This window comes from Chlamydia buteonis, assembly GCF_900634605.1.
Classification (GTDB): Bacteria; Chlamydiota; Chlamydiia; order Chlamydiales; family Chlamydiaceae; genus Chlamydia; species Chlamydia buteonis.
Map to the genome: position 1 here is coordinate 326,671 of NZ_CAAAFM010000001.1, position 20,521 is coordinate 347,191.

A 20,521-nucleotide genomic window follows, 5' to 3' on the forward strand; every position below is an offset into this window, starting at 1 on the left:
TAAAGAATAATGAAATGTTAATAACTCTATAATGATTTCATTATTTTTCCCTGAGGATTGTTGTGTTTTTCCAATTTCTGAAAAAGAAAGTTGCTTCATTAGGCATCTCTCCCTTAGGCTTTTTACTTGTTTTTTCAGCTTTAGGGTGTGCGATCTTTTTTGGGAATAACTCTTTTAACTCTCCTGATTTTCGCCCAGCACCTGAAAAAAAAACTTCGGGGTGGCTTAAGCTTAGCCAAGTAGCAAATCCAAAATTGTTAGAGTCCTTAGCAAAAAAAGAACAGCTAGAAAAAGACCTCACTATGTTTCAACCAGTAGCTCATGCTACTGTTGCTTTATCTCTTCCTGGGGAAGACGATCCACATGTTGTGCCTCAAGTATCGGTGATTCTCTCCTCTCATAAAAATGAAATGTTTTCATTATCTCTATTACAATCCATTACTGACTACTTATCCAGTAGCCTGCCTGGATTAACTAAAGATCACATTACCTTATCGGATAATCTAGGAAACACGTACTCTCCAGGGGAGTTCTCTACAAATTCTCTGTTGCTATTTGCATGCGAGCAATATTTAGGGAAAATTTTTCCTAAAGAACACTTTGCTCTAGCTTGCCTGGCGAACAACACTCCTGGAATCCAGTTAACAATTAATGAGAAATACCTAGCAAAGTTTCCAAAAGAAAAAAGAGAAACATTTTTGCTTCATGCGGAAGAACACCTCAAGAAAATCTGTGGACCTACCCAACCTATTGTTATTGAGAAATTCCCTTTCTCACAAACCATAAAGAAGGATCGCCTTTCATATAAGCTCCTCGTTGGAGGAATGATTTTACTTGCTAGTTTAGGGATCATTGCTTTGGCAAGCTTCTATCTTGCTTTCTATGCTTATGAACGTATTCCCTCGGAATCGAAAAAAATAAAACAAGGCATAAATATTATAAAGCTGGTAGAGATACTACAAAAAGAGTCTCCTGAAAAAATCAGGTTAATTCTCTCGTATTTGGATCCTAAAAAAGCCGACGAGATCTTCAAACATTTGCCTGAAGATATAAAACACCAAGTACTGAAATTATAAACATTAAGAATTAGGTATATCTTGTGACGATGTCTCAATCCCCTGGTTCGCTTTCAGATACTGAAGATTCCCCAGAAAAAACTACAGACTGGGACGCAGGATTCTCCCAAGGTTTTTCAGAAGGAGAAGCCTCGGGATATGATAAGGCATTTCAAGAACTATTATCTCTAATTCAGATATTCCGAAAACTATCGATCCGTATGCTCTCTGAAATAGAGAGAATCCCTCAACAACTAAAACCTGACCTTTTAGAACTCGCTATCCTTACCTGCGAAAAATTCCTCTATAAAAAATTAGATAATGTTGAAGAGCTTGCCCTGTTGATTTCCTCAGCTCTACAACAACATACCTCCTTGCGATCTTTATCACCGGTAAAGATTTTCCTTCATCCTGAAGACCATAAGAAACTAAATGATTGGATAGCAACGCATGAAATCCCCATGATTAAACATGCGGAGTTTCTCCCCGACATCTCTTGCAAAAAATCCAGCTATAAAATGGAGGTTCCCTCAGGAATTCTAAGACAAGAAATTGGAGAAGAACTAGATCATTTGCTTTCTGTTTTAACAGTATGACACATTTAAACTACGAAAAATCCCAACTTCACTATTGGCAGCCCTACCGTGCGTGTGGACTTCTGTCTAGGGTTTCTGGAAATCTTTTAGAAGTTCAGGGACTTTCTGCATGTCTCGGAGAACTCTGCCGAATCTGCACGCCCAAACATCCCGATATCCTTGCTGAAGTTATCGGTTTTCATAACCAAACAACATTGTTGATGTCCCTATCTCCTATGCATCATGTTGCTTTAGGTTCGGAAGTGCTTCCTCTACGTCGCCCACCATCACTACACCTCTCGGATCATCTTCTTGGCCGTGTTATTGATGGATTTGGGAATCCTTTGGACAACAAAGAAAGTCTCCCAAAAACACATATAAAACCGTTGATTTCCCCACCTCCATCTCCCATGTCACGACAACCTATTCAAGAAATTTTCCCTACAGGAATTAAGGCAATCGACGCATTTTTAACCTTGGGGAAAGGACAGCGCATCGGAGTATTTTCAGAACCTGGAAGTGGAAAATCTTCATTATTATCCGCCATAGCATCAGGATCAAAATCTACTATTAATGTCATTGCCCTTATTGGCGAAAGAGGGCGCGAAGTCCGTGAGTATATAGAACAACATACTTCAGGATTAAAACATCATCGGACAATCATTGTTGCCTCTCCCGCACATGAAACGGCACCTGCAAAAGTAATTTCAGGACGTGCTGCCATGACTATAGCGGAATATTTCCGAGATCAAGGACATGATGTGTTATTTATTATGGACTCTCTATCACGATGGATCGCCGCACTTCAAGAAGTTGCATTGGCAACAGGAGAAACGCTAGCAGCACACCATTATGCCGCCTCTGTTTTCCATCATGTTTCTGAATTTACAGAACGTGCTGGGAATAACGAACGCGGTTCTATAACAGCTCTTTATGCTATTTTATACTACCCAAACCACCCGGATATTTTTACTGATTATCTTAAATCTCTCTTAGATGGGCATTTCTTCCTTACCCATCAGGGAAAAGCCCTAGCCTCTCCTCCTATTGATATTCTTCTTAGCCTATCAAGATCAGCGAAAAAACTTGCCCTTCCTCATCACTATGCAGCTGCGGAAAAGCTCCGTAGCTTACTAAAAACATATCAAGAAGCTTTAGATATTATCCATTTAGGAGCCTACAGTCCCGGACACGATAAAGATCTCGATGATGCTGTAAAAATCCTTCCTAGCATAAAAAACTTCCTTTCCCAGCCTTTGTCCAGTTACTGTCAGTTGGAAAATACTTTGAAAGAGTTGGAGGCTTTGGTAAATCTTGAATAAGAAATTAGAATCCTTATCTACCCTATCCAAGATAGAAATTTATCATTCTTTATTAAAAGTACGACACTTTAAAAATGAAAAGCATAATCTATCTCAAGAGCTTGTTAATATAAAAGAACGCATGATGCTAGTTTCTAAAATCAGGAAGGAGCGGTTTTTATACCGAAATAATATCGAACATTACAATTCACTTTTAGAACACTTGCAAACATTACAAGTCTCTATTTATAAACAACACGATATCTCCTGTAATCGCCTACAAGAGCATCAAAGTAAATTACTAGAATTAATTAACCGTAGAAAAATCATCGAAAAGATCAAGAATAATAAGTATTCTAAATATCAAGAGATAGGAACGTAAGGCTAACTGTAATGACCGACTCTGTAACCTTCCCGTCTGTCGTGGAAATGTCTTCACTAACAGAAAAACTCAAGTCTATTAATCAGGAGCATTTATTAGATTCGTGGTCGTCCCTTTCTCAAAAACAACAACAGCGTCTCTATCACCAAATTTCGTCTATAGACATAGACCTTTTCCATAAACAACAACAACTTATCACTTCCCCAAGACCCATCCTAAAAGATTTTCATCCCTTAACATCTTTCGCTTCTTCAGGAGAAGATCCTGAAAGAACTCAAGTAGGGACAAAGCTCCTAAAGGAAAAGAAAGTCGCTTGTGTTGTTCTTGCTGGAGGCCAGGGATCTAGATTGAAATGTGACGGGCCTAAAGGCTTGTTCCCTGTATCTCCTATCAAAAAGAAGCCATTATTCCAGCTTGTTGCTGAAAAAGTCTGTGCAGCAAGTAAATTGGCAAATCAACCTTTGCCTTTAGCTTTTATGACATCACCTCTAAATAATCGTCAGACTCGTTCCTATTTCGAATCTAATGATTATTTCCATCTTGATCCCAACCAAGTAGACTTTTTCTGCCAACCCCTTTGGCCTTTATTATCCTTATCGGGAGATTTGTTCCTTGAAGATACTGACACTCTATCCTTAGGGCCCAATGGAAATGGTTGCCTAGCAACTCTTCTCTATACCTCAGGGTTATGGGAAAAATGGAAGAAAGCAGGAATTGAAATGGTTAGCGTTATCCCTATCGACAATCCTTTAGCTCTACCTTTTGATGTAGAACTTTGTGGATTCCATGGTATGGAAAATAACGAAGTCACTATTAAAGCTGCTTTACGACAAACTGCTATTGAAGATGTGGGAATCTTAGTACAATCTAATGATTCTGGTAAAACCTCAGTCATTGAATATTCTGAAATACCCCAAAATGAAAGATTTGCTACAAACTCGGATGGCACGCTAAAGTATTGCTTAGCCAATATCGGTCTCTATTGCTTATCTATGGATTTCATTGCCCATGCGGCCCTGCGCGAACTTCCCCTTTATAAAGCTCATAAACATGCAAAACAGTTAGGTCTATATTCCTCAGAGAAAAACTCTTGGAAATTCGAAGAATTTATCTTCGACCTCTTTTGCTATAGCGAACGTTGCCAAACTCTTGTATACCCCCGTCAAGAATGTTTCGCACCACTAAAAAATCTTGAAGGCAACCACAGTCCTGCTACTGTCCGAGAAGCTCTTTCCGCTAGAGAACGTCAAATCTTCCATAAAGTTACTGGAAAAAAACTTTCCCCAAACACAACATTTGAATTAGAAGCCGATTTCTATTATCCTTTAACCTCTACTTCCCTACACTGGGAAAATAAAGCGTTTTTCGAGGAACCATTTTTTGAGGCCTCATGAAAGAGAAAATTGCCTGCTTAGGTATGGGCATTTGGGGATTTTGCCTTGCTTCCTTATTAGCGAATAAGGGTTATCGTGTAGTAGGATGGGCTCGCAATCCTGAATTAGTTGCGCAACTACAAACTGAGCATCGGCATCCCCAAGCTCCTGACATTCCAATTCATCCGAATTTGTCATTCACTACAGATATGGTGGAGGCGGTAGACGGCGCTTCTATGATTGTGGAGGCGGTCTCTTCAGCAGGAATACGCCCAGTATCTGAACAGCTAAAAACAATTATCGACCTCAATGTTCCTTTTGTCATTACCTCTAAAGGTATTGAGCAGCATACCGGACTCCTCCTCAGTGAAATCGTTGTCGAGATTTTCGGTAGCAAGGCTTCCCGATATCTCGGCTATCTCAGTGGGCCTTCTATAGCAAGAGAAGTCCTTAAAGGCTGTCCTTGTTCAGTTGTGATCAGTGCATATGACCCTGACACTTTGAAAAAAATACATAATGCTTTTCTCACCCCGAAGTTTCGTGTGTATCCCAATAGTGATCTTAAAGGCGTAGCTCTCGGTGGTGCTCTAAAAAATATCATAGCTATTGCCTGTGGAATTTCTGATGGGTTCCAATTTGGAGATAATGCTAAATCGGGATTAGTAACTCGAGGTCTTCATGAAATACGCAAATTTGCCACTATCATGGACTGCCGCCCCGATACTCTCAATGGCTTAGCAGGCCTTGGAGATCTTTGTACAACCTGTTTTTCTTCACTAAGTAGAAATACCAGGTTTGGGAAGCTAATAGCTCAGGGATTAACCCTTAAACAAGCAAAAGCAGAAATCGGCATGGTTGTGGAAGGTGCTTATACAGCCCTTTCAGCGTATCAAATTGCTAAACATCATAAAATCGATATGCCGATAACTACAGGCATCTACCGCGTTTTATACGAAAATCTTGATATCAAAGAAGGTATTGCTGCACTATTACAAAGAAATACTAAGGAAGAATATCTTTAAACAGGGAGACATGCTCTATCTTCTCATCCCCTTAGATAGAAGCCTCATCCTACTGAGTTTTCATTTGTACATTTTTTTACCATTTGTTAAAGATGAATTTATAACGCATAGTAAATAAGGCCATCTACTAAATGAATAGCAAGCTGAAAAAGCACCTATGTTTAGCATCCCTCTCTCTCCTAGCTTTATCAGGAATGTTCTCCTCCTCTACCCTTAATGCTATGCCATCGGGGAATCCTGCAAGTCCTGTAATTCCTAATATTAATCCTGAACAAAAGGGAATGTGTGCTTTTGAAATCTGCAATAGCTACAACCTCTTTGCAGCACTGACCGGAAGCTTAAAAATAGGATTTGCTGGTGATTATGTTTTTTCAGAAAGTGCGCGAATAAGCAATGTTCCTGTCGTGACCTCAGTTAGCACAATGAATACAGGTCCCTCGCCTACAGTTACCTCAACAACAAAAGACTTCGATTTTGATTTAAATGATTCTAAAGTTAGCTCTAGCTGTGTCTTTGCCTCGGTAGCTTTCCAAGATACCTCACCAGCGGCTATCCCGCTTTTAGATATTAGTTTTGATGTAAAAATCGGCGGCTTAAAACAATACTACCGTCTTCCCCTTAACGCTTACCGAGACTATACCTCTTCTCCTCTAGCCTCCGAATCACAAGTTACCGACGGTTTAGTAGAAGTTCAAAGTAATTATGGTTTCGTTTGGGATCTAAGTTTGAAAAAGATCCTTTGGAAAGATGGGATTTCTTTCATAGGTATTGGTGCGGATTATCGTCATGCAGCATGTCCAGTCAACTACATTGTTGTGAATAGTCAAGCAAACCCTGAAGTGTACTTCGAAGATTCTACAGGGAAAATAAGCTATAAAGAATGGTCGGCAAACATCGGCATTGCCACCTATATAAACGATTACATTCTTCCTTATATTTCCGCTTCTGTAGGGAATGCTTCAAGGCAAGCCCCTGCTGATAGTTTCAAACGTTTGGAAAGCCAATTCACCAACTTGAAATTTAAAGTTCGCAAAATCAATAACTTCCACCGAGTAAACTTTTGCTGCGGGGCTACCTGCTGCGCATCTGACAACTTTTTCTATAATGTTGAAGGTCGTTGGGGTTGCCAACGCGCCATAAATATAACCGCAGGTCTCCAATTCTAATAAGAACTAATTAACGTACGATACACGTTATGCATCAGTTTCAATGATGCTGCAACTAAACTCCACTCTTGCTGCATAGCCCGCATCTGAAGTTCCAACATCAGTTGGTGTGTTTGCGCAAGGTCTCCATAATTTTGTACGTCAGCAAGGCAAGTATTAAAGAAAGTAAGTAAGCCTCCTTTGGCTGTTCCTGTAGCGACGTCTATCTCACCATCAACAACCTTATGTTCTAAATCTTGCAATGTAATTATAGAAAAATCTGACCCCATAATCTTGTAAGAAGCTTCATACTCATTATTCCCAGGCATGAAAATAAGCGAGTTCAGATTCAACATCAGATTTTTCATCTGTGTTAACATAATCACTAACTCACTGTCATACCCGCTAACAATATTCTGAAGTTGTTTTTTCTGATCATCAGTAAGCGTGTCATTCCCCTGAATGTTTTTAGAAATTTGCTTCAATAGAGCCTGAGCTTTCTCAGCGCTTTTAATATCATTTCTTAACTGCAGACGCTCCTCTTCATAGCGATCTACTATCATCTGATAGCCAAATTTAAAATTTGCGGTTCCTGATGTCTGAGAGATGTACGATCCTAAATTATAAATAATAGGAGCAGAGTTGAAAGTCTTAATAACTTCTAAAAGCGGACTAAACAGGTTCTGAGCATATCCTGAAAGGTTCAGCTCCCTTCCTAAAGCATATAAAGCTGTCTCTTGAGCAGGAATATATTTATCTAAAAGAATATAAGCAAATGCAGATTGAAAAGGCATCTTATTGACTATAGAACCATCAACAGGAGCAAGCTCAGGAGCTGTCGTCAAAGCCTGTGGCGATGTCCTTTCTAAATGCTCTTGGAAAATCTTATTTGCTTGCTTACGTAGCTCCTTATTCTCTTTTTCTGTCAATACTGTCTGCATCACCGCAATCTCAAAACCCGTATCTAAAAAATCACGATTTAAAGATGAGACAAATTCCCTACGCAATCCCAATTCACTCGCTTCCTTGAGTAAATCTTGCATGATTTTTAGATGCGAAGCTACCTCATTCATTTTTGTATAATCAGCAGCAACTTCTGCAGGTGATACACGACGCTCTGCAAATTTTGGGCCTTCAAAAATCTGATGGGGCTGTTGATAACTTTGTATCGGGGAGTTTCTCATAACTGCTCCTATTTCAATCTACGTGTTAACTTCGCAAATATCTGATTCATTAATGCTAGAGCAGCACTAACCATAGTCCACTCTTGTTGAATTGCGGAAGATTCTAACTGCAGAGCTAACTGTTGGTTTTGGTTAAAAGTTGTAAAATTCAACTGGGCAGCTTCTAAACTCTGCAAAATCTGCTGTTCCCCACCAGGGACAACGCCATTTTCACCACCTTCAATAACAAAACTTTCAAAGGATGCCAGAAAACGAGGCCAATCCTCAGACTCCTTGCTATTTACCAGGATCTTAAAAGCTTTATCTATATCGTTGGGCTTATCTACAGATTGAAATTGCATATTATTTAGGAAAATAGACAAATTTCCTAGATTACGAATCAAGGCATCGAATTGAAATTGATATCCAGAAATAGTCTGACGGAGCTCTTGTGCTTGAGAAGCTGTTAACTCTCTATCCCCATTAATACTTTCTAAAATCTGTGTGAGTTCACTTTTTGCTCTCTGACAACGGGCAATATCACTTTGACAACGAATCTTTTCCTTACTCAAGACACTCTCTGCTTTACCTTTGGCATCAGTAAGCGCTTGAAGGTTCATCTGACGTAAATATATCGCAAGAGAATAATAGACATCCGCAGTTTGGAAATTCGTAACATGATGAATTATTTGATTCATATACTTAGCAGCTTTATTAGAGAATGTCATCTGCACCCCTAAAGTCTCCAGTACTTGCTGCTGATTCGGTAAATACTTATCCAAAAGTAAAGAAGAATACACCATTTGTATGGGAGAAGTTTTGACGAAAATGTCTTTCCCCTCAGACATACTTTTAAAGTAATTCAACTTCGTAGGGTCCATGGAAGCTTTCTGGGTCATTAGCTCCGCAGATTCCTTCGTCCATTTATTAATCTGCGCTTGAATTTCTAGAATTCCGTTATTCATAGCATTAATAACATTCTGATAATCTGAACGCGTCATCACTGATGTAGATTTAGTCATCAGCTCAATACTATTCTGGAAAAACTCCGGGTTAAGATTAGTACTACCATTACTAAACAATTTTACCCCTTCGTAAGCATTCTGTGGATTAGAAACAAAGGTAGACATAGGCGCTCCTCCTATATCAAAACCATTGACATTACGCTCTTGCCAATAATTTTTTTCTTGTGTCAGAGCACTTTGATAATCCGGTGTTTGGGAAGAAGACTTCACCCCGTACTGGGCCGCACAAGCTAAATAAGAATATTGTAAACTTAAGAAGTTCACTAATTTAACTTGATCATTGATTTTCAGATTCGTCATGGACTTTATAAAAGTAGTTAGCCCACTTTTAACCTCCTGAGGCATGGGATTTGTAGCAGTACTCGCATACTTATCCATAAGCATACGATACACCCCACCAAGGATTATGTAGGTACGCGTCATACCGCCTTGCATAGCGTTATAACCTGAACCACTTAAATTCGATGCTGTTGAGGGAACATCCCAAACAGGATTGAGTAAGTCTTTGAGAGAACTTGAAAACTGACGCATAAGCTCGATGACTTGGTTTGCTTCATCGATATTTAACGAACACATAGCAAGCTTTACGTTCAGTTCTTCAGAAACAGGATAGGCTAAAGAAACCATGGCGTTATAAATCACCATCATATTCTGCCAAAAATGAATTACCTTACTTTTTGGCGGAGCTTCTTTACCCTCTAATTTCTCTATCGCGGCCACAAACTCTTTAGACAGAGCATATAATGAATTATACTGCTCATCTGAGGGAGTCCCCCCAGTAAATGCCTGTTTTAAAGTACTGAGCTTTACTTGATATTCTCTAACTATAGTTTTCTCAGCTTCTGTAGAATCAAACAAGCCCCCTTCATCTATAGGTCGAACCCAATCTTCAAAATTCTTTTCAAGCCCTTCTATATAAACTTTTGCAGCAGCAAGATTTGGATTTTCAAGAATGCTATCCACTTTAGTGGAATCATAAGCAACTTTAGCAAGAGAGATTTTCCCATCAGAGAAGTTATCAAAAGCAATGTCCTCTACAAACTCCGAAGACATTTGTGGCACAAGGAATTTAGATTCTGTCTCTTGGAGCAAACCAAGCGCGTGTTTCAATCCCTTAGCTTTTTGATCTAATTGCTGAAAAAGAAATACGGCACTAGAAAACGGCGTTGTCACATCTACCTGATCCCCAAGTAGTGCCGCAGTCACATTACGATTAAAAGTAATATAAGAAGGTTGTACCGTCACTATTATTTATCCAGAAGAGATTAATTATTTTCTAAATTTTAAAATAAAAAAATTATTTCAAAAATAAAAAATAATTATCTTGTGAACTAAAACATAAATAACAAGTAACTTTGATTATTTAATTATTTTAATTCACTTTCTATTCTGAATAACTCATCTGTGATTGTTTGAGGAAGGTCAGAGCCAAAAATCTTACAATACTCACGCACGTTGGCCACCTCTTTAAGCCATCCAGGAATATCCACTGACAATAGATCCTGTAGAGCTTGCGTAGACAAGTGCAACCCTTCTAAGTTTAATGAAGACTCTTCTGGTAAGTAACCAATAGGTGTTTTCTTGGCGATCGCCTCCTCTCCATTTGTTCTGCGGAAAATCCATTCCAAAACACGAAGATTGTCACTGAACCCAGGCCAGATAAAATTACCATTCCTATCTTTACGAAACCAGTTCACACCATAGATCCTTGGTAATTTTAAACTTGCATTAGAAGCAAAAGATAACCAATGATCAAAATAATATGCCATGTTGTAACCACAGAAAGGTAGCATAGCAAAAGGATCATGACGCAACTTCCCCTGCTCACCAACAACAGCCGCAGTAGTTGCTGAAGACATACTCGCACCAATGGTGACCCCATGTTGCCAACTCAAAGCCTCATAAACCAAAGGTATAGTTTCAGAACGACGACCGCCGAAAATAATCGCCTCTATCGGTACACCTTCTGGGCTGTTCCATTGAGGATCTAAAACAGGGCACTGTTTCAACGGAGTGGTAAATCTAGAATTCGGATGCGCAGCAGGTGCTCCTCCAGGTTTCCAAGGATTCCCACGCCAATCTATAAGGCCTTCAGGAGGCTGACTCGTAAGTCCCTCCCACCAAATATCTCCATTAGGAGTCAAAGCAACATTAGTAAATATTGAATTCGAACCGCACGTGGCTAATGCATTAGGATTTGTGGTTGCCGATGTTCCCGGAGCAACACCAAAAAAACCAAATTCAGGATTTACAGCATATAGCCTTCCATCAGGGCCGGGACGTATCCAAGCAATGTCATCACCAACACACTCGACCTTCCACCCAGGTATCTTAGGCTTTAGCATTGCCAAATTGGTCTTACCACACGCACTTGGGAAAGAAGCTGCAAAATACTTCTTCTGCCCTTCAGGGTTAGTGACACCTATAATTAACATATGCTCAGCAAGCCAACCTTGCGAACGAGCTATATATGAAGCTAAACGCAAAGCAACGCATTTCTTCCCAAGTAAAGCATTTCCCCCATAACCACTACCAAATGACATTACACTACTATCATCTTGGAAGTGGACTATACGCATATGCTCAGGATTACAAGGCCAGGCTAAGTCTTTTTCCCCGGGAGCTAAAGGAACCCCCACACTATGCAAACACTTATGAAAAACCCCAGATGTTCCTAAAGATTTTAATACTTCCTCTCCCATACGCGTCATGATCTTCATAGAACACACAACATAGGGAGAATCTGTAATTTCTACACCGATAAGAGAAAAGGGAGAATTTAACGGCCCCATGCAAAAAGGAACTACATACAAAGTTCTTCCACGCATACAGCCTCTAAAAAGACCTTGTAACTCCTCACGCATCTTATCAGGATCACGCCAGTTATTCGTTGGGCCAGCATCTTTTTGTTCTTTAGTGCAAATAAAAGTAAACTGTTCAACACGAGCAACGTCTTCAGGAGAAGAACGTACTAAAAAACAGTTGGGATGTAGATCTGGATTTAAAGGAATAGCCACTCCCGATTTTTGCATTATGCCATAGATTTCGGCATATTCAGAATCAGAGCCATTGCATATACGTATATCCTTAGGAGTTACTAATTCAGCAACTTCTTGGATCCACTGTTTTAAACCTTCATGCTGAATTTCATTGCTCCATAGACTGGTCATACCATATTCCCTTTGCGTTTCTTGAATTGATCTAGGTGTTCTAAAGCCTTCCCTGTGCCTAAACAAACAGCAAGTAAAGGATGAGGTGCTGTAATTACCGAAAGTCCTGTGTTTTTACTTAAAGCCTTGTCGAGACCTTTGATTAAAGCCCCGCCACCCGCTAATACCATTCCACGTTCAACTAAATCAGCAGACAGCTCTGGAGGACATTTCTCTAAAGTTAAACGGACGCATTCAATAATTTGTTGGATAGGCTCTGCTAAACATTCACGAATTTCTACAGAATTAATCCTTTTTGTAATAGGCAACCCCGCAACCTGATCACGACCACGAACTTCCATTTCAAGCTCATGATCTCCTAAAGGATACGCAGAACCAATAGTAATCTTAATTTCTTCAGCTGTACGGGGGCCTATCATAAGATTATAAGTACGACGCATGTAATTGATAATACACTCATCAAACTCATCCCCAGCAATACGTAAAGAACGTGATTCTACTATCCCTCCTAAAGAGATAATAGCTATCTCGGTAGTCCCACCACCGATATCAATAATCATACTCGCAGCAGGCTCATGAACAGGAAGATCGACACCAATAGCTGCAGCCATCGGCTCTTCTATCAAAATCACTTCCTGAGCTCCAGCATGTAAAGCCGAGTCTTCAACAGCTCGTTTTTCCACTCCGGTAATCCCAGAAGGAACAGCGATTAAAATTCTTGGACGAAACATGCTACGAGAAGGAGTAACACGCTTGATTAACGCTTTTAACATTCCTTCCGCTATTTCAAAATCTGCAATCACACCGTCCTTCATCGGACGAACAGCCATTATCTTACGTGGGGTTTTCCCCAACATAGCCTTAGCTTTATGACCAACAGCAAGAACCGTGTGAGTTTGAGCATCTACAGCGACTACAGAAGGCTCACTGAGCACAATACCGCGGCCACGAACATAAACTAAAGTGTTCGCTGTTCCTAAATCGATGCCAACATTACCAGAAAAAAAGTTGAAAACTTTATCAAAACGACCTAGAGTCTTGTTGTACAAGCGATTAGACAGATTTTTAATTTTAAATAAGCTTCGATGTGGGCTCATAGCATTATATCTGTAGCAATTCCAGTACTTCTTCCCAAGTCAACTTGGAAACGACTTCATCATCAGAGTTGATCACTTTCTTTACAAGGCTCTTTTTCCTATTTTGCAGCGTTAGAATTTTTTCTTCGATTGTATTTAACGTAACTAACTTATACGAAGACACCGAACGATTCTGCCCTATACGATGTACACGATCTGTCGCTTGATTTTCTACAGCAGGATTCCACCACATATCATAGTGAATTACTGTATCTGCACCAACCAGGTTCAACCCTGTTCCCCCTGCTTTTAACGAAATCAAGAAGACTAATAATCCAGGATCCTCGTTAAACTGATTAACTATTTCCAATCTGTTCTTGGTGGAACCATCCAAATAAACAAAACGAACTCCACGAGCCTCTAAGTCCTTTTTGATGATACTCAACATCTTGGTATACTGACTAAAGAGGACCGTTTTATGTCCTGTCTCCACAAGAGAAGAAAGAAGATCCATCAGCAAGTCATACTTTGCAGAATCTCCTGGCTCAGGAACGTCTTTTGCAAAAATCGCAGGGTGACAACAGATCTGTTTTAAACGAGTAAGTGTAGCAAGAACGTGAATATGAATACGATCAAAACCTTCTTGTTTCACCAAACGAGAAAGCTCTTTCTTAGCTGAAGCTGCGTAAGAATGATACAGTTCTTTCTGCGAATCTGTAAGATGACAGTGATACAGAATTTCCGAAACAGGAGGCAAATCTTCCAATACATCTTCTTTCATACGACGAAGAATAAATGGCGCTACCTTTTTCTTCAAAGCCACCATATTGTCGGTCTTATTCCCCATATAGTTGCCGGTACGGATGTACTTACCAACAAAGCGATCGTAACTGCTTAATAAACCGGGCATTAAGAAATCGAATAAACTCCATAACTCTTCCAAAGAATTTTCAATCGGGGTACCTGTTAGAATTAATCTATGCCCCGAACGAATCATTTTTACAGATTTCGCATTACGCGTTGTACGGTTCTTAATATGATGGGCTTCATCTAAAACTACATAATCAAAGACAAAATCCTTGTATACATCGATATCCTTTTGTAATAGGTTATACGAGGTAATGGCAACGTCATAATCTGACAAAGCAGCAAGTTGTCTACGTCTATATGAAGGGACACCATCAATAATCACAGTCTTAAATTCCGGATTGAATTTTCGGAACTCTTCTTTCCAATTGTATACCAAAGATGTTGGGCAGACAATTAACGAACACCCCTTGCCCTTCTCTAACTTACTTTGCGTAATCGCAATAATTGCTTGCAAAGTCTTCCCAAGTCCCATGTCATCGGCAAGAATACCATTGAGATGCATCTTTCTAAGACGTTCTAACCAATGAATCCCTTCAGTTTGATAACTACGCAATGTTGCCTGTATCTGCGCAGGAATCTCTTGGAATTTAAAATCAACTTCTCCACGAATTTGTTTTTGTATTTCTGCTAACTTTTTCGTCATTTTGAAGTTAACCGGAAGACCTTTGAAAAGCCCTGGAGAAATCCCTGTTAAACTCCATAAAGGGCACTTTTCTACAAAATCATCCAGAACTTTAAAACCGATTTCATTAAAGATCTGAATAACTGGAGAGATCTTCTCTAGGTCTAAAACCAAAATACAAGGAAGTGTTGTAGAACCTGAAGCTCTACCTCTTCGCGTCTTGACATGACGCCCTTTCTTTGGCAGCTCTAAGAAACGTTTTTTAGCGCTTATGCAATCCCAAAGTAGGTCTAAGCTGATTCCTTTCAAGTAGCCGTTTACTTTCAGCTCTGCTTCATAAGTATTGACTTCGGAACCTTCTCTGAAAGCAAGATCAAAGACAGTTTCATCATAAATAAACTGATCAGAAAGGGTCTCAGGACAATTAAATGTTATCCTGTGTTGGTTATTAGGAATAGTTTCTGTCATAAACTCAACAATTTTCTTTTCACTTTTTACATGAAAAGCCCCGTCTCGCTCGTCATAGATAAAACCAGAAAAGACCTCATCTATTATCTTACGCTCTTCAACAAGATTCCTTGCTAGGATACCATCTTCACGAATAAACGCGCGGATCTCGTCAAATTGCAAAGAAAAAGGAACAGCAGGAACCCTTAGATCATCGTAAATGAAATACAACTTTGCCTCTAGCTCTCCATCCAAGTAACTAATATTGCATTCACCTCGAACATCCTCAACATAAGGAAGAGTGACAAATGAATTCAGAACTTCGACATTAGAAACCTCTGCATATTCCTTAAACACAGGAAGAGCATTTTCTCGGAAAGAACCAAATAAAGCTTCTGGTATAGTAACATCACGCAACTTTGAGAAAGAACGTAAGTGCGCACGTCGAATTTGAGGAGCAAAATGGTGATATACATTGTTATGAATAATACCAGGAACATTAGATTCTAAAAGAATCGCTTGCTCTGGCTGAAGCGTTTCATCATCCACAAGGATCAATGGAGTCATTAGTAATGCTTTGTATGGAGTATCGAAAAAGTCTAAATCAAACTTCATCTTAGCTGGAGTAACAGACCAATATAAAGGCTCCTCAAGATTCCCACAGAATATTCCTGAGAAACTTTCTTTCTCTCCAGATTGACATCCTCCACGATCCGCCATTTGATGTTCATACATCTTTGCTAAAATGACACCTAAAGAGGTTAACGTAAGGTACGCTGATTTCAACAATTTCTCTTCAGGCGGTTGGTTAGCATAACGAACATAACGAATCAGCAAATCTATAAGCTTGCGATCGGAAGCATTAAAAGATTGCATTGTGAAAAAGAAGTGACGTCCATTCAGGATAATAGGCTCTTGATACAACACTCCTTCAAGAAATGTTTTAATATTTGAAATGTAAAATGGTTTAGAACGACCAGGAAGACGTAAAACTAATTGAAATTCTACATGCTGATTCGGACGGAATACTTCATCATTGGAAGCAACAAATAAAACGGCAAGCTCTGCAGAATTCTTCTCGATATATTCCTGAGGAAGGAAAAATGGATTTGCGCTTAATACATTAGCCGCATGAATGTACTCACTTAAGATTTCTTTTTGATGAGCACGGTCTTTTCGTTCTTCTTCTCTATTTGCAGCAGCGACAAAAGTTTCCTGAAGTTCTTTTTTAACATCTTCGTTTATCTCTTGATTCGTCTCTAAGTTAGCTTCTTGAGAATAAGCCACTACCATTTCATTGAAATACCTTTCTAAATAAAACAGCAGCGCTACTATATGCTGACAATCATAGTTATAAGAGCAGTCACAGTTAGAATCTATGGTATCAGATTTCGATCGATCAACTTCTATTTCACATTCATATACGTTGTCATATAGCCCTCGAACCTGCGCTCCTATGCAGACTGATTCTCCATTCATAGACAGGATTTTCGCATTAATCACAGCTCCTTGGTCAAAAAGTTCCTTGCCATCTTGCAAAATGTTAGCTGTAAAATCCCTTCGTAATTTGCGAAAATTGAGCATTTCTCCTCTAAATTATAGAGTTCTGATTGAATCAGCTTACTTGTACCTGTTTACCCATGCTAAATCAATGAAAAATTTTATCAGTCCTTTTCTCTTGTATTTTCACCTGCTTTTTTGCACTAACTATTACTCTTGTAATTGACTAGTCATTGATAAAAACTCATCAAATATCTAGAATGTTGCTTTTCTTGCGGGTGTAGCTCAGTGGTAGAGCGCCACGTTGCCAACGTGAAGGTCGTGAGTTCAAGCCTCATCACCCGCTTTTCCTTCCAGAAAAGCTTCAAAGGGTAGTCTTGTGTCGCGAAATTTTTCTAACGAACAATTTTCTGTTAATTTAGAAGAACAGCCTGGGTGCGTTGTTTCTGCTGAAGTAAAAACTACACCTCAACTCTTAGATAAGCTTCATAAACAGGCCATAAAAAAGATAAAGAAAGACGTCATTTTGCCAGGGTTCCGCAAAGGCAAAGCTCCAGACGGAATTATCGTTTCTCGCTACCCCAGCCAGGTCACTAGAGAATTAAATCAACTACTCATTCAATCAGCCTATCAGGCTTTAGCCTCTGTGGGAGACCGAAGGCCTCTTTCCCCGCAAGCTATCAAATCTACTTCGGTAACAAAAGCTGATATAAATGAAGGTGGTCAAGTAAATTTTACCTACGAGGCTTTCCCAACGATTTCTGACATTCCTTGGGATAAACTATCCTTATCAGAAGAACCAGATGTAAAAGATATTACTGATGAAGAAATGGAAAAAGGATTACTTAATATTTCTTATTTCTTCGCCACTAAAACTCCTGTAACTCGTACTTCTCAAGAAGGCGACTTCATCTCGTTATCCCTTCATGTATCCAAACAAAATGGAGAAGGCGTCCCTACACCAATTTTTGAAAATAAATACTTCAAACTTTGTGAAGAAGAAATGACCGACGCTTTCAAAACTAAGTTTCTAGGCATTTCTGCAGGTCACCGTGTGACTGAAATTATAGCATCTCCCGAAATCCAATCATTCCTCAACGGAGATGTTTTAACCTTTACTGTTAACGCAGTTATTGAAGTTGTTGCTCCTGAGCTTGATGATGTCAAAGCTCGTCAGTTACAAGCTGAATCTCTAGAAGATTTAAAGAAAAAGCTACGCATTCAATTAGAAAATCAAGCAAAAGATAGACAACGCCAACAGCGCTTTACTGAGGCAGAAAATGCCTTGGCAAGTATTATCGATTTCGACCTTCCAACATCTATGTTAGAAGATCGTTTAGCTATGCTAACCAGAGAAAAACTACTCAACGCTCGATTGATTCAATATTGTTCCGACGAAGAACTAGAAAATAAAAAATCAGATTTATTAAAAGAAGCAGAATTAGAAGCTAAAAAAACTTTAAAACTGTTTTTCCTAGCCAATAAGATTTTCAATGATGAAAAGCTTGTGATCAGTCGTGAAGAGCTTCAATACATGATGGATGTATGTTCTAAGGAACGTTATGGAATGCAGCCTCCTCGAGATATCTCTAAAGAAGCTTTACAAGAATTAGTGATGGCAGCTCGTGATCGCTTAACTTACCATAAAGCTATGGAAAAAGTTCTATCCAAAGCAAAAGAATCAGCGACAGCGCCCTCTGCATAATCGAGCTAGAGGAAAACACTTGACCCAAGAAAGTCTTAAACATAGAATTCAACATTTTAATGTGTGGGCTTGTTTTCAAGCAAAACAGCATAAAAAATGAATATGTGTATTGTTGGAATTGCTTTTCCGCGTCTGAGTATATATGCGGGAAAGAAACTATTTTGAGAGGAAATGCAAATGACATTGGTGCCTTATGTGGTCGAGGATACAGGTCGTGGCGAGCGAGCCATGGATATTTACTCGCGTCTTTTAAAAGATCGCATTGTAATGATTGGCCAAGAAATTACAGAGCCCCTCGCTAATACTGTCATAGCACAACTACTTTTCCTCATGTCCGAAGATCCTAAAAAGGATATTAAAGTTTTCATTAACTCCCCAGGAGGGTATATCACAGCTGGATTGGCTATCTATGATACTATTCGTTTCTTAGGTTGTGATGTAAATACTTATTGCATAGGTCAAGCGGCTTCTATGGGAGCTTTACTACTTTCTGCGGGGACTAAAGGTAAGCGTTATGCTCTACCTCACAGTCGGATGATGATCCACCAGCCTTCAGGAGGAATTATAGGGACTTCTGCTGATATTCAGCTACAAGCTGCAGAAATCTTAACATTAAAAAAACACCTTGCAAATATTCTTTCTGAGTGCACAGGACAACCTGTAGAAAAAATCATAGAAGATTCTGAAAGAGATTTCTTTATGGGAGCTGAAGACGCAATCTCCTATGGTTTAATTGATAAAGTGGTCTCTTCAGCAAAAGACACAAAAGATAAGGACACCATCTCCTAGAGAGTCATTATGAACAAAAAAAATCTCACCATCTGCTCTTTTTGTGGGCGTTCTGAAAAAGATGTGGAAAAATTGATAGCAGGTCCCTCTGTCTATATTTGTGATTACTGTATTAAGTTGTGCTCAGGGATTTTAGATAAAAAGCCAACGTCTACATCATCCTCAGGAGCATCCACAGAAACAGCCCCTCAGCATCCGGATCTTCAAGTACTTACTCCAAAAGAGATCAAAAAACATATTGATAAATATGTTGTCGGGCAAGAAAGGGCAAAGAAAACCATCGCTGTCGCTGTATATAATCACTACAAACGCATACGTGCTTTATTAAACAACAAACACGTCAGCTATGGCAAATCCAATGTTTTGCTTTTGGGTCCTACAGGATCGGGTAAAACCCTTATTGCTAAAACTCTAGCAAAAATCTTAGATGTACCTTTCACAATTGCTGATGCAACCACACTTACCGAAGCGGGCTATGTCGGTGAAGATGTGGAAAACATCGTTTTAAGACTGTTACAAGCTGCTGATTACGATGTCGCAAGAGCAGAGCGGGGAATTATTTACATCGACGAAATTGATAAAATTGGTAGAACTACAGCTAATGTTTCCATTACCCGAGATGTTTCTGGCGAAGGTGTTCAACAAGCTTTATTAAAAATAATAGAAGGTACTACCGCAAATGTCCCCCCTAAAGGAGGACGTAAACATCCTAATCAAGAATATATCCGTGTAAATACAGAGAATATTCTTTTCATAGTTGGTGGTGCTTTCGTTCATTTAGATAAGATTATCGCCAAACGATTAGGAAAAACTACAATAGGTTTCTCTGATGACATCGGAGATTTCTCTCAAAAGGATCGTGATCACCTACTCACAAAAGTAGAAACAGAGGATCTTATTGCTTTTGGTATGATTCCTGAATTTGTTGGTCGATTCAATTGTATTGTTAACTGCGAAGAGCTTTCCTTGGATGAACTCGTTGCTATTCTTACCGAACCCACAAATGCAATTGTGAAGCAGTATATCGAGTTATTTTCAGAAGAAAATGTAAAGTTGATATTCGAAAAAGAAGCTCTATATGCTATAGCAAAAAAAGCAAAGCTGGCAAAAACTGGAGCCAGAGCTTTAGGTATGATTTTAGAAAACTTACTCCGAGATCTGATGTTTGAGATCCCTTCTGATCCTACAGTAGAAGCTATAAGGATTCAAGAAGACACGATCTTAGAGAATAAAGCTCCGGTGATTATCAGAAGAGCTCCAGAAGCTATAGCTTAAATTTCTCTTCTTCTCTATTTAGGGAT

The 20,521-nt window shown here is 39.3% G+C and carries 15 protein-coding genes and 1 tRNA gene; 11 read left to right on the top strand and 5 right to left on the bottom strand.

Annotated elements, in window-relative coordinates:
* Positions 1 to 62 precede the first annotated feature (62 nt).
* The 7 genes from E1N70_RS01430 to E1N70_RS01460 all read left to right on the top strand — a co-directional run bounded on the left by E1N70_RS01430 (position 63) and on the right by E1N70_RS01460 (position 6,874).
* Entirely contained in the window at positions 63 to 1,076 is a 1,014-nt protein-coding gene (locus tag E1N70_RS01430; protein ID WP_131743799.1) for a type III secretion system protein, read from the top strand.
* Between the two features lie 29 nt (positions 1,077 to 1,105).
* Positions 1,106 to 1,651, top strand: coding sequence for a FliH/SctL family protein (locus E1N70_RS01435; protein ID WP_208638291.1), 546 nt, complete (start codon positions 1,106 to 1,108; stop codon positions 1,649 to 1,651).
* Complete coding sequence (locus E1N70_RS01440; protein ID WP_131743801.1) at positions 1,648 to 2,952, top strand: FliI/YscN family ATPase; 1,305 nt, start codon at positions 1,648 to 1,650, stop codon at positions 2,950 to 2,952. Before E1N70_RS01435 ends, E1N70_RS01440 begins: the two co-directional genes overlap by 4 nt.
* Positions 2,945 to 3,313 (top strand): hypothetical protein, encoded by a 369-nt coding sequence (locus E1N70_RS01445; protein WP_131743802.1) that lies wholly within the window; start codon positions 2,945 to 2,947, stop codon positions 3,311 to 3,313. Before E1N70_RS01440 ends, E1N70_RS01445 begins: the two co-directional genes overlap by 8 nt.
* 11 nt (positions 3,314 to 3,324) lie before the next feature.
* Positions 3,325 to 4,707, top strand: a complete 1,383-nt coding sequence (locus E1N70_RS01450; RefSeq protein ID WP_131743803.1) for a UTP--glucose-1-phosphate uridylyltransferase — start codon at positions 3,325 to 3,327, stop codon at positions 4,705 to 4,707.
* Complete coding sequence (locus tag E1N70_RS01455) at positions 4,704 to 5,708, top strand: NAD(P)H-dependent glycerol-3-phosphate dehydrogenase (RefSeq protein ID WP_131743804.1); 1,005 nt, start codon at positions 4,704 to 4,706, stop codon at positions 5,706 to 5,708. The genes E1N70_RS01450 and E1N70_RS01455 overlap by 4 nt, the downstream gene beginning before the upstream one ends.
* Before the next feature lie 131 nt (positions 5,709 to 5,839).
* The gene (locus E1N70_RS01460) at positions 5,840 to 6,874 is read left to right on the top strand and encodes a hypothetical protein (RefSeq protein ID WP_131743805.1); all 1,035 of its coding nucleotides are present in this window, start codon (positions 5,840 to 5,842) and stop codon (positions 6,872 to 6,874) included.
* Here E1N70_RS01460 and E1N70_RS01465 read toward each other — a convergent pair.
* The 5 genes from E1N70_RS01465 to E1N70_RS01485 form a co-directional block, all read right to left on the bottom strand.
* Positions 6,871 to 8,037 (bottom strand): CT620/CT621 family type III secretion system effector, encoded by a 1,167-nt coding sequence (locus E1N70_RS01465; RefSeq protein ID WP_131743806.1) that lies wholly within the window; start codon positions 8,035 to 8,037, stop codon positions 6,871 to 6,873. The two genes, E1N70_RS01460 and E1N70_RS01465, sit on opposite strands and share 4 nt — an antisense overlap.
* Before the next feature lie 8 nt (positions 8,038 to 8,045).
* A complete protein-coding gene (locus tag E1N70_RS01470; protein ID WP_131743807.1) occupies positions 8,046 to 10,286 on the bottom strand; it encodes a CT620/CT621 family type III secretion system effector in 2,241 nt (746 codons plus the stop codon).
* 122 nt (positions 10,287 to 10,408) lie between these two features.
* Positions 10,409 to 12,211 carry a phosphoenolpyruvate carboxykinase (GTP) gene (locus E1N70_RS01475; RefSeq protein WP_131743808.1) on the bottom strand — a complete coding sequence of 601 codons (1,803 nt, stop codon included), beginning with the start codon at positions 12,209 to 12,211 and terminating at the stop codon, positions 10,409 to 10,411.
* Entirely contained in the window at positions 12,208 to 13,308 is a 1,101-nt protein-coding gene (locus E1N70_RS01480) for a rod shape-determining protein (protein ID WP_006343575.1), read from the bottom strand. The genes E1N70_RS01475 and E1N70_RS01480 overlap by 4 nt, the downstream gene beginning before the upstream one ends.
* Before the next feature lie 4 nt (positions 13,309 to 13,312).
* Positions 13,313 to 16,810 carry a DEAD/DEAH box helicase gene (locus E1N70_RS01485; RefSeq protein WP_131743809.1) on the bottom strand — a complete coding sequence of 1,166 codons (3,498 nt, stop codon included), beginning with the start codon at positions 16,808 to 16,810 and terminating at the stop codon, positions 13,313 to 13,315.
* 190 nt (positions 16,811 to 17,000) lie between these two features.
* Between E1N70_RS01485 and E1N70_RS01490 the strand changes: the two genes are divergently transcribed.
* The 4 genes from E1N70_RS01490 to clpX all read left to right on the top strand — a co-directional run bounded on the left by E1N70_RS01490 (position 17,001) and on the right by clpX (position 20,495).
* Positions 17,001 to 17,072, top strand: a tRNA-Gly gene (locus E1N70_RS01490).
* A gap of 33 nt (positions 17,073 to 17,105) precedes the next feature.
* On the top strand, positions 17,106 to 18,431 hold the full coding sequence (gene tig, locus E1N70_RS01495) for a trigger factor (protein ID WP_131743810.1): 1,326 nt from the start codon (positions 17,106 to 17,108) through the stop codon (positions 18,429 to 18,431).
* 177 nt (positions 18,432 to 18,608) lie between these two features.
* Positions 18,609 to 19,220 carry an ATP-dependent Clp protease proteolytic subunit gene (locus E1N70_RS01500; protein WP_006343578.1) on the top strand — a complete coding sequence of 204 codons (612 nt, stop codon included), beginning with the start codon at positions 18,609 to 18,611 and terminating at the stop codon, positions 19,218 to 19,220.
* Positions 19,221 to 19,229: 9 nt separating this feature from the next.
* Positions 19,230 to 20,495: an ATP-dependent Clp protease ATP-binding subunit ClpX gene (gene clpX / locus E1N70_RS01505; protein WP_131743811.1), complete on the top strand. Its 1,266-nt coding sequence runs from the start codon at positions 19,230 to 19,232 to the stop codon at positions 20,493 to 20,495.
* The last annotated feature ends 26 nt before the right edge of the window (positions 20,496 to 20,521 follow it).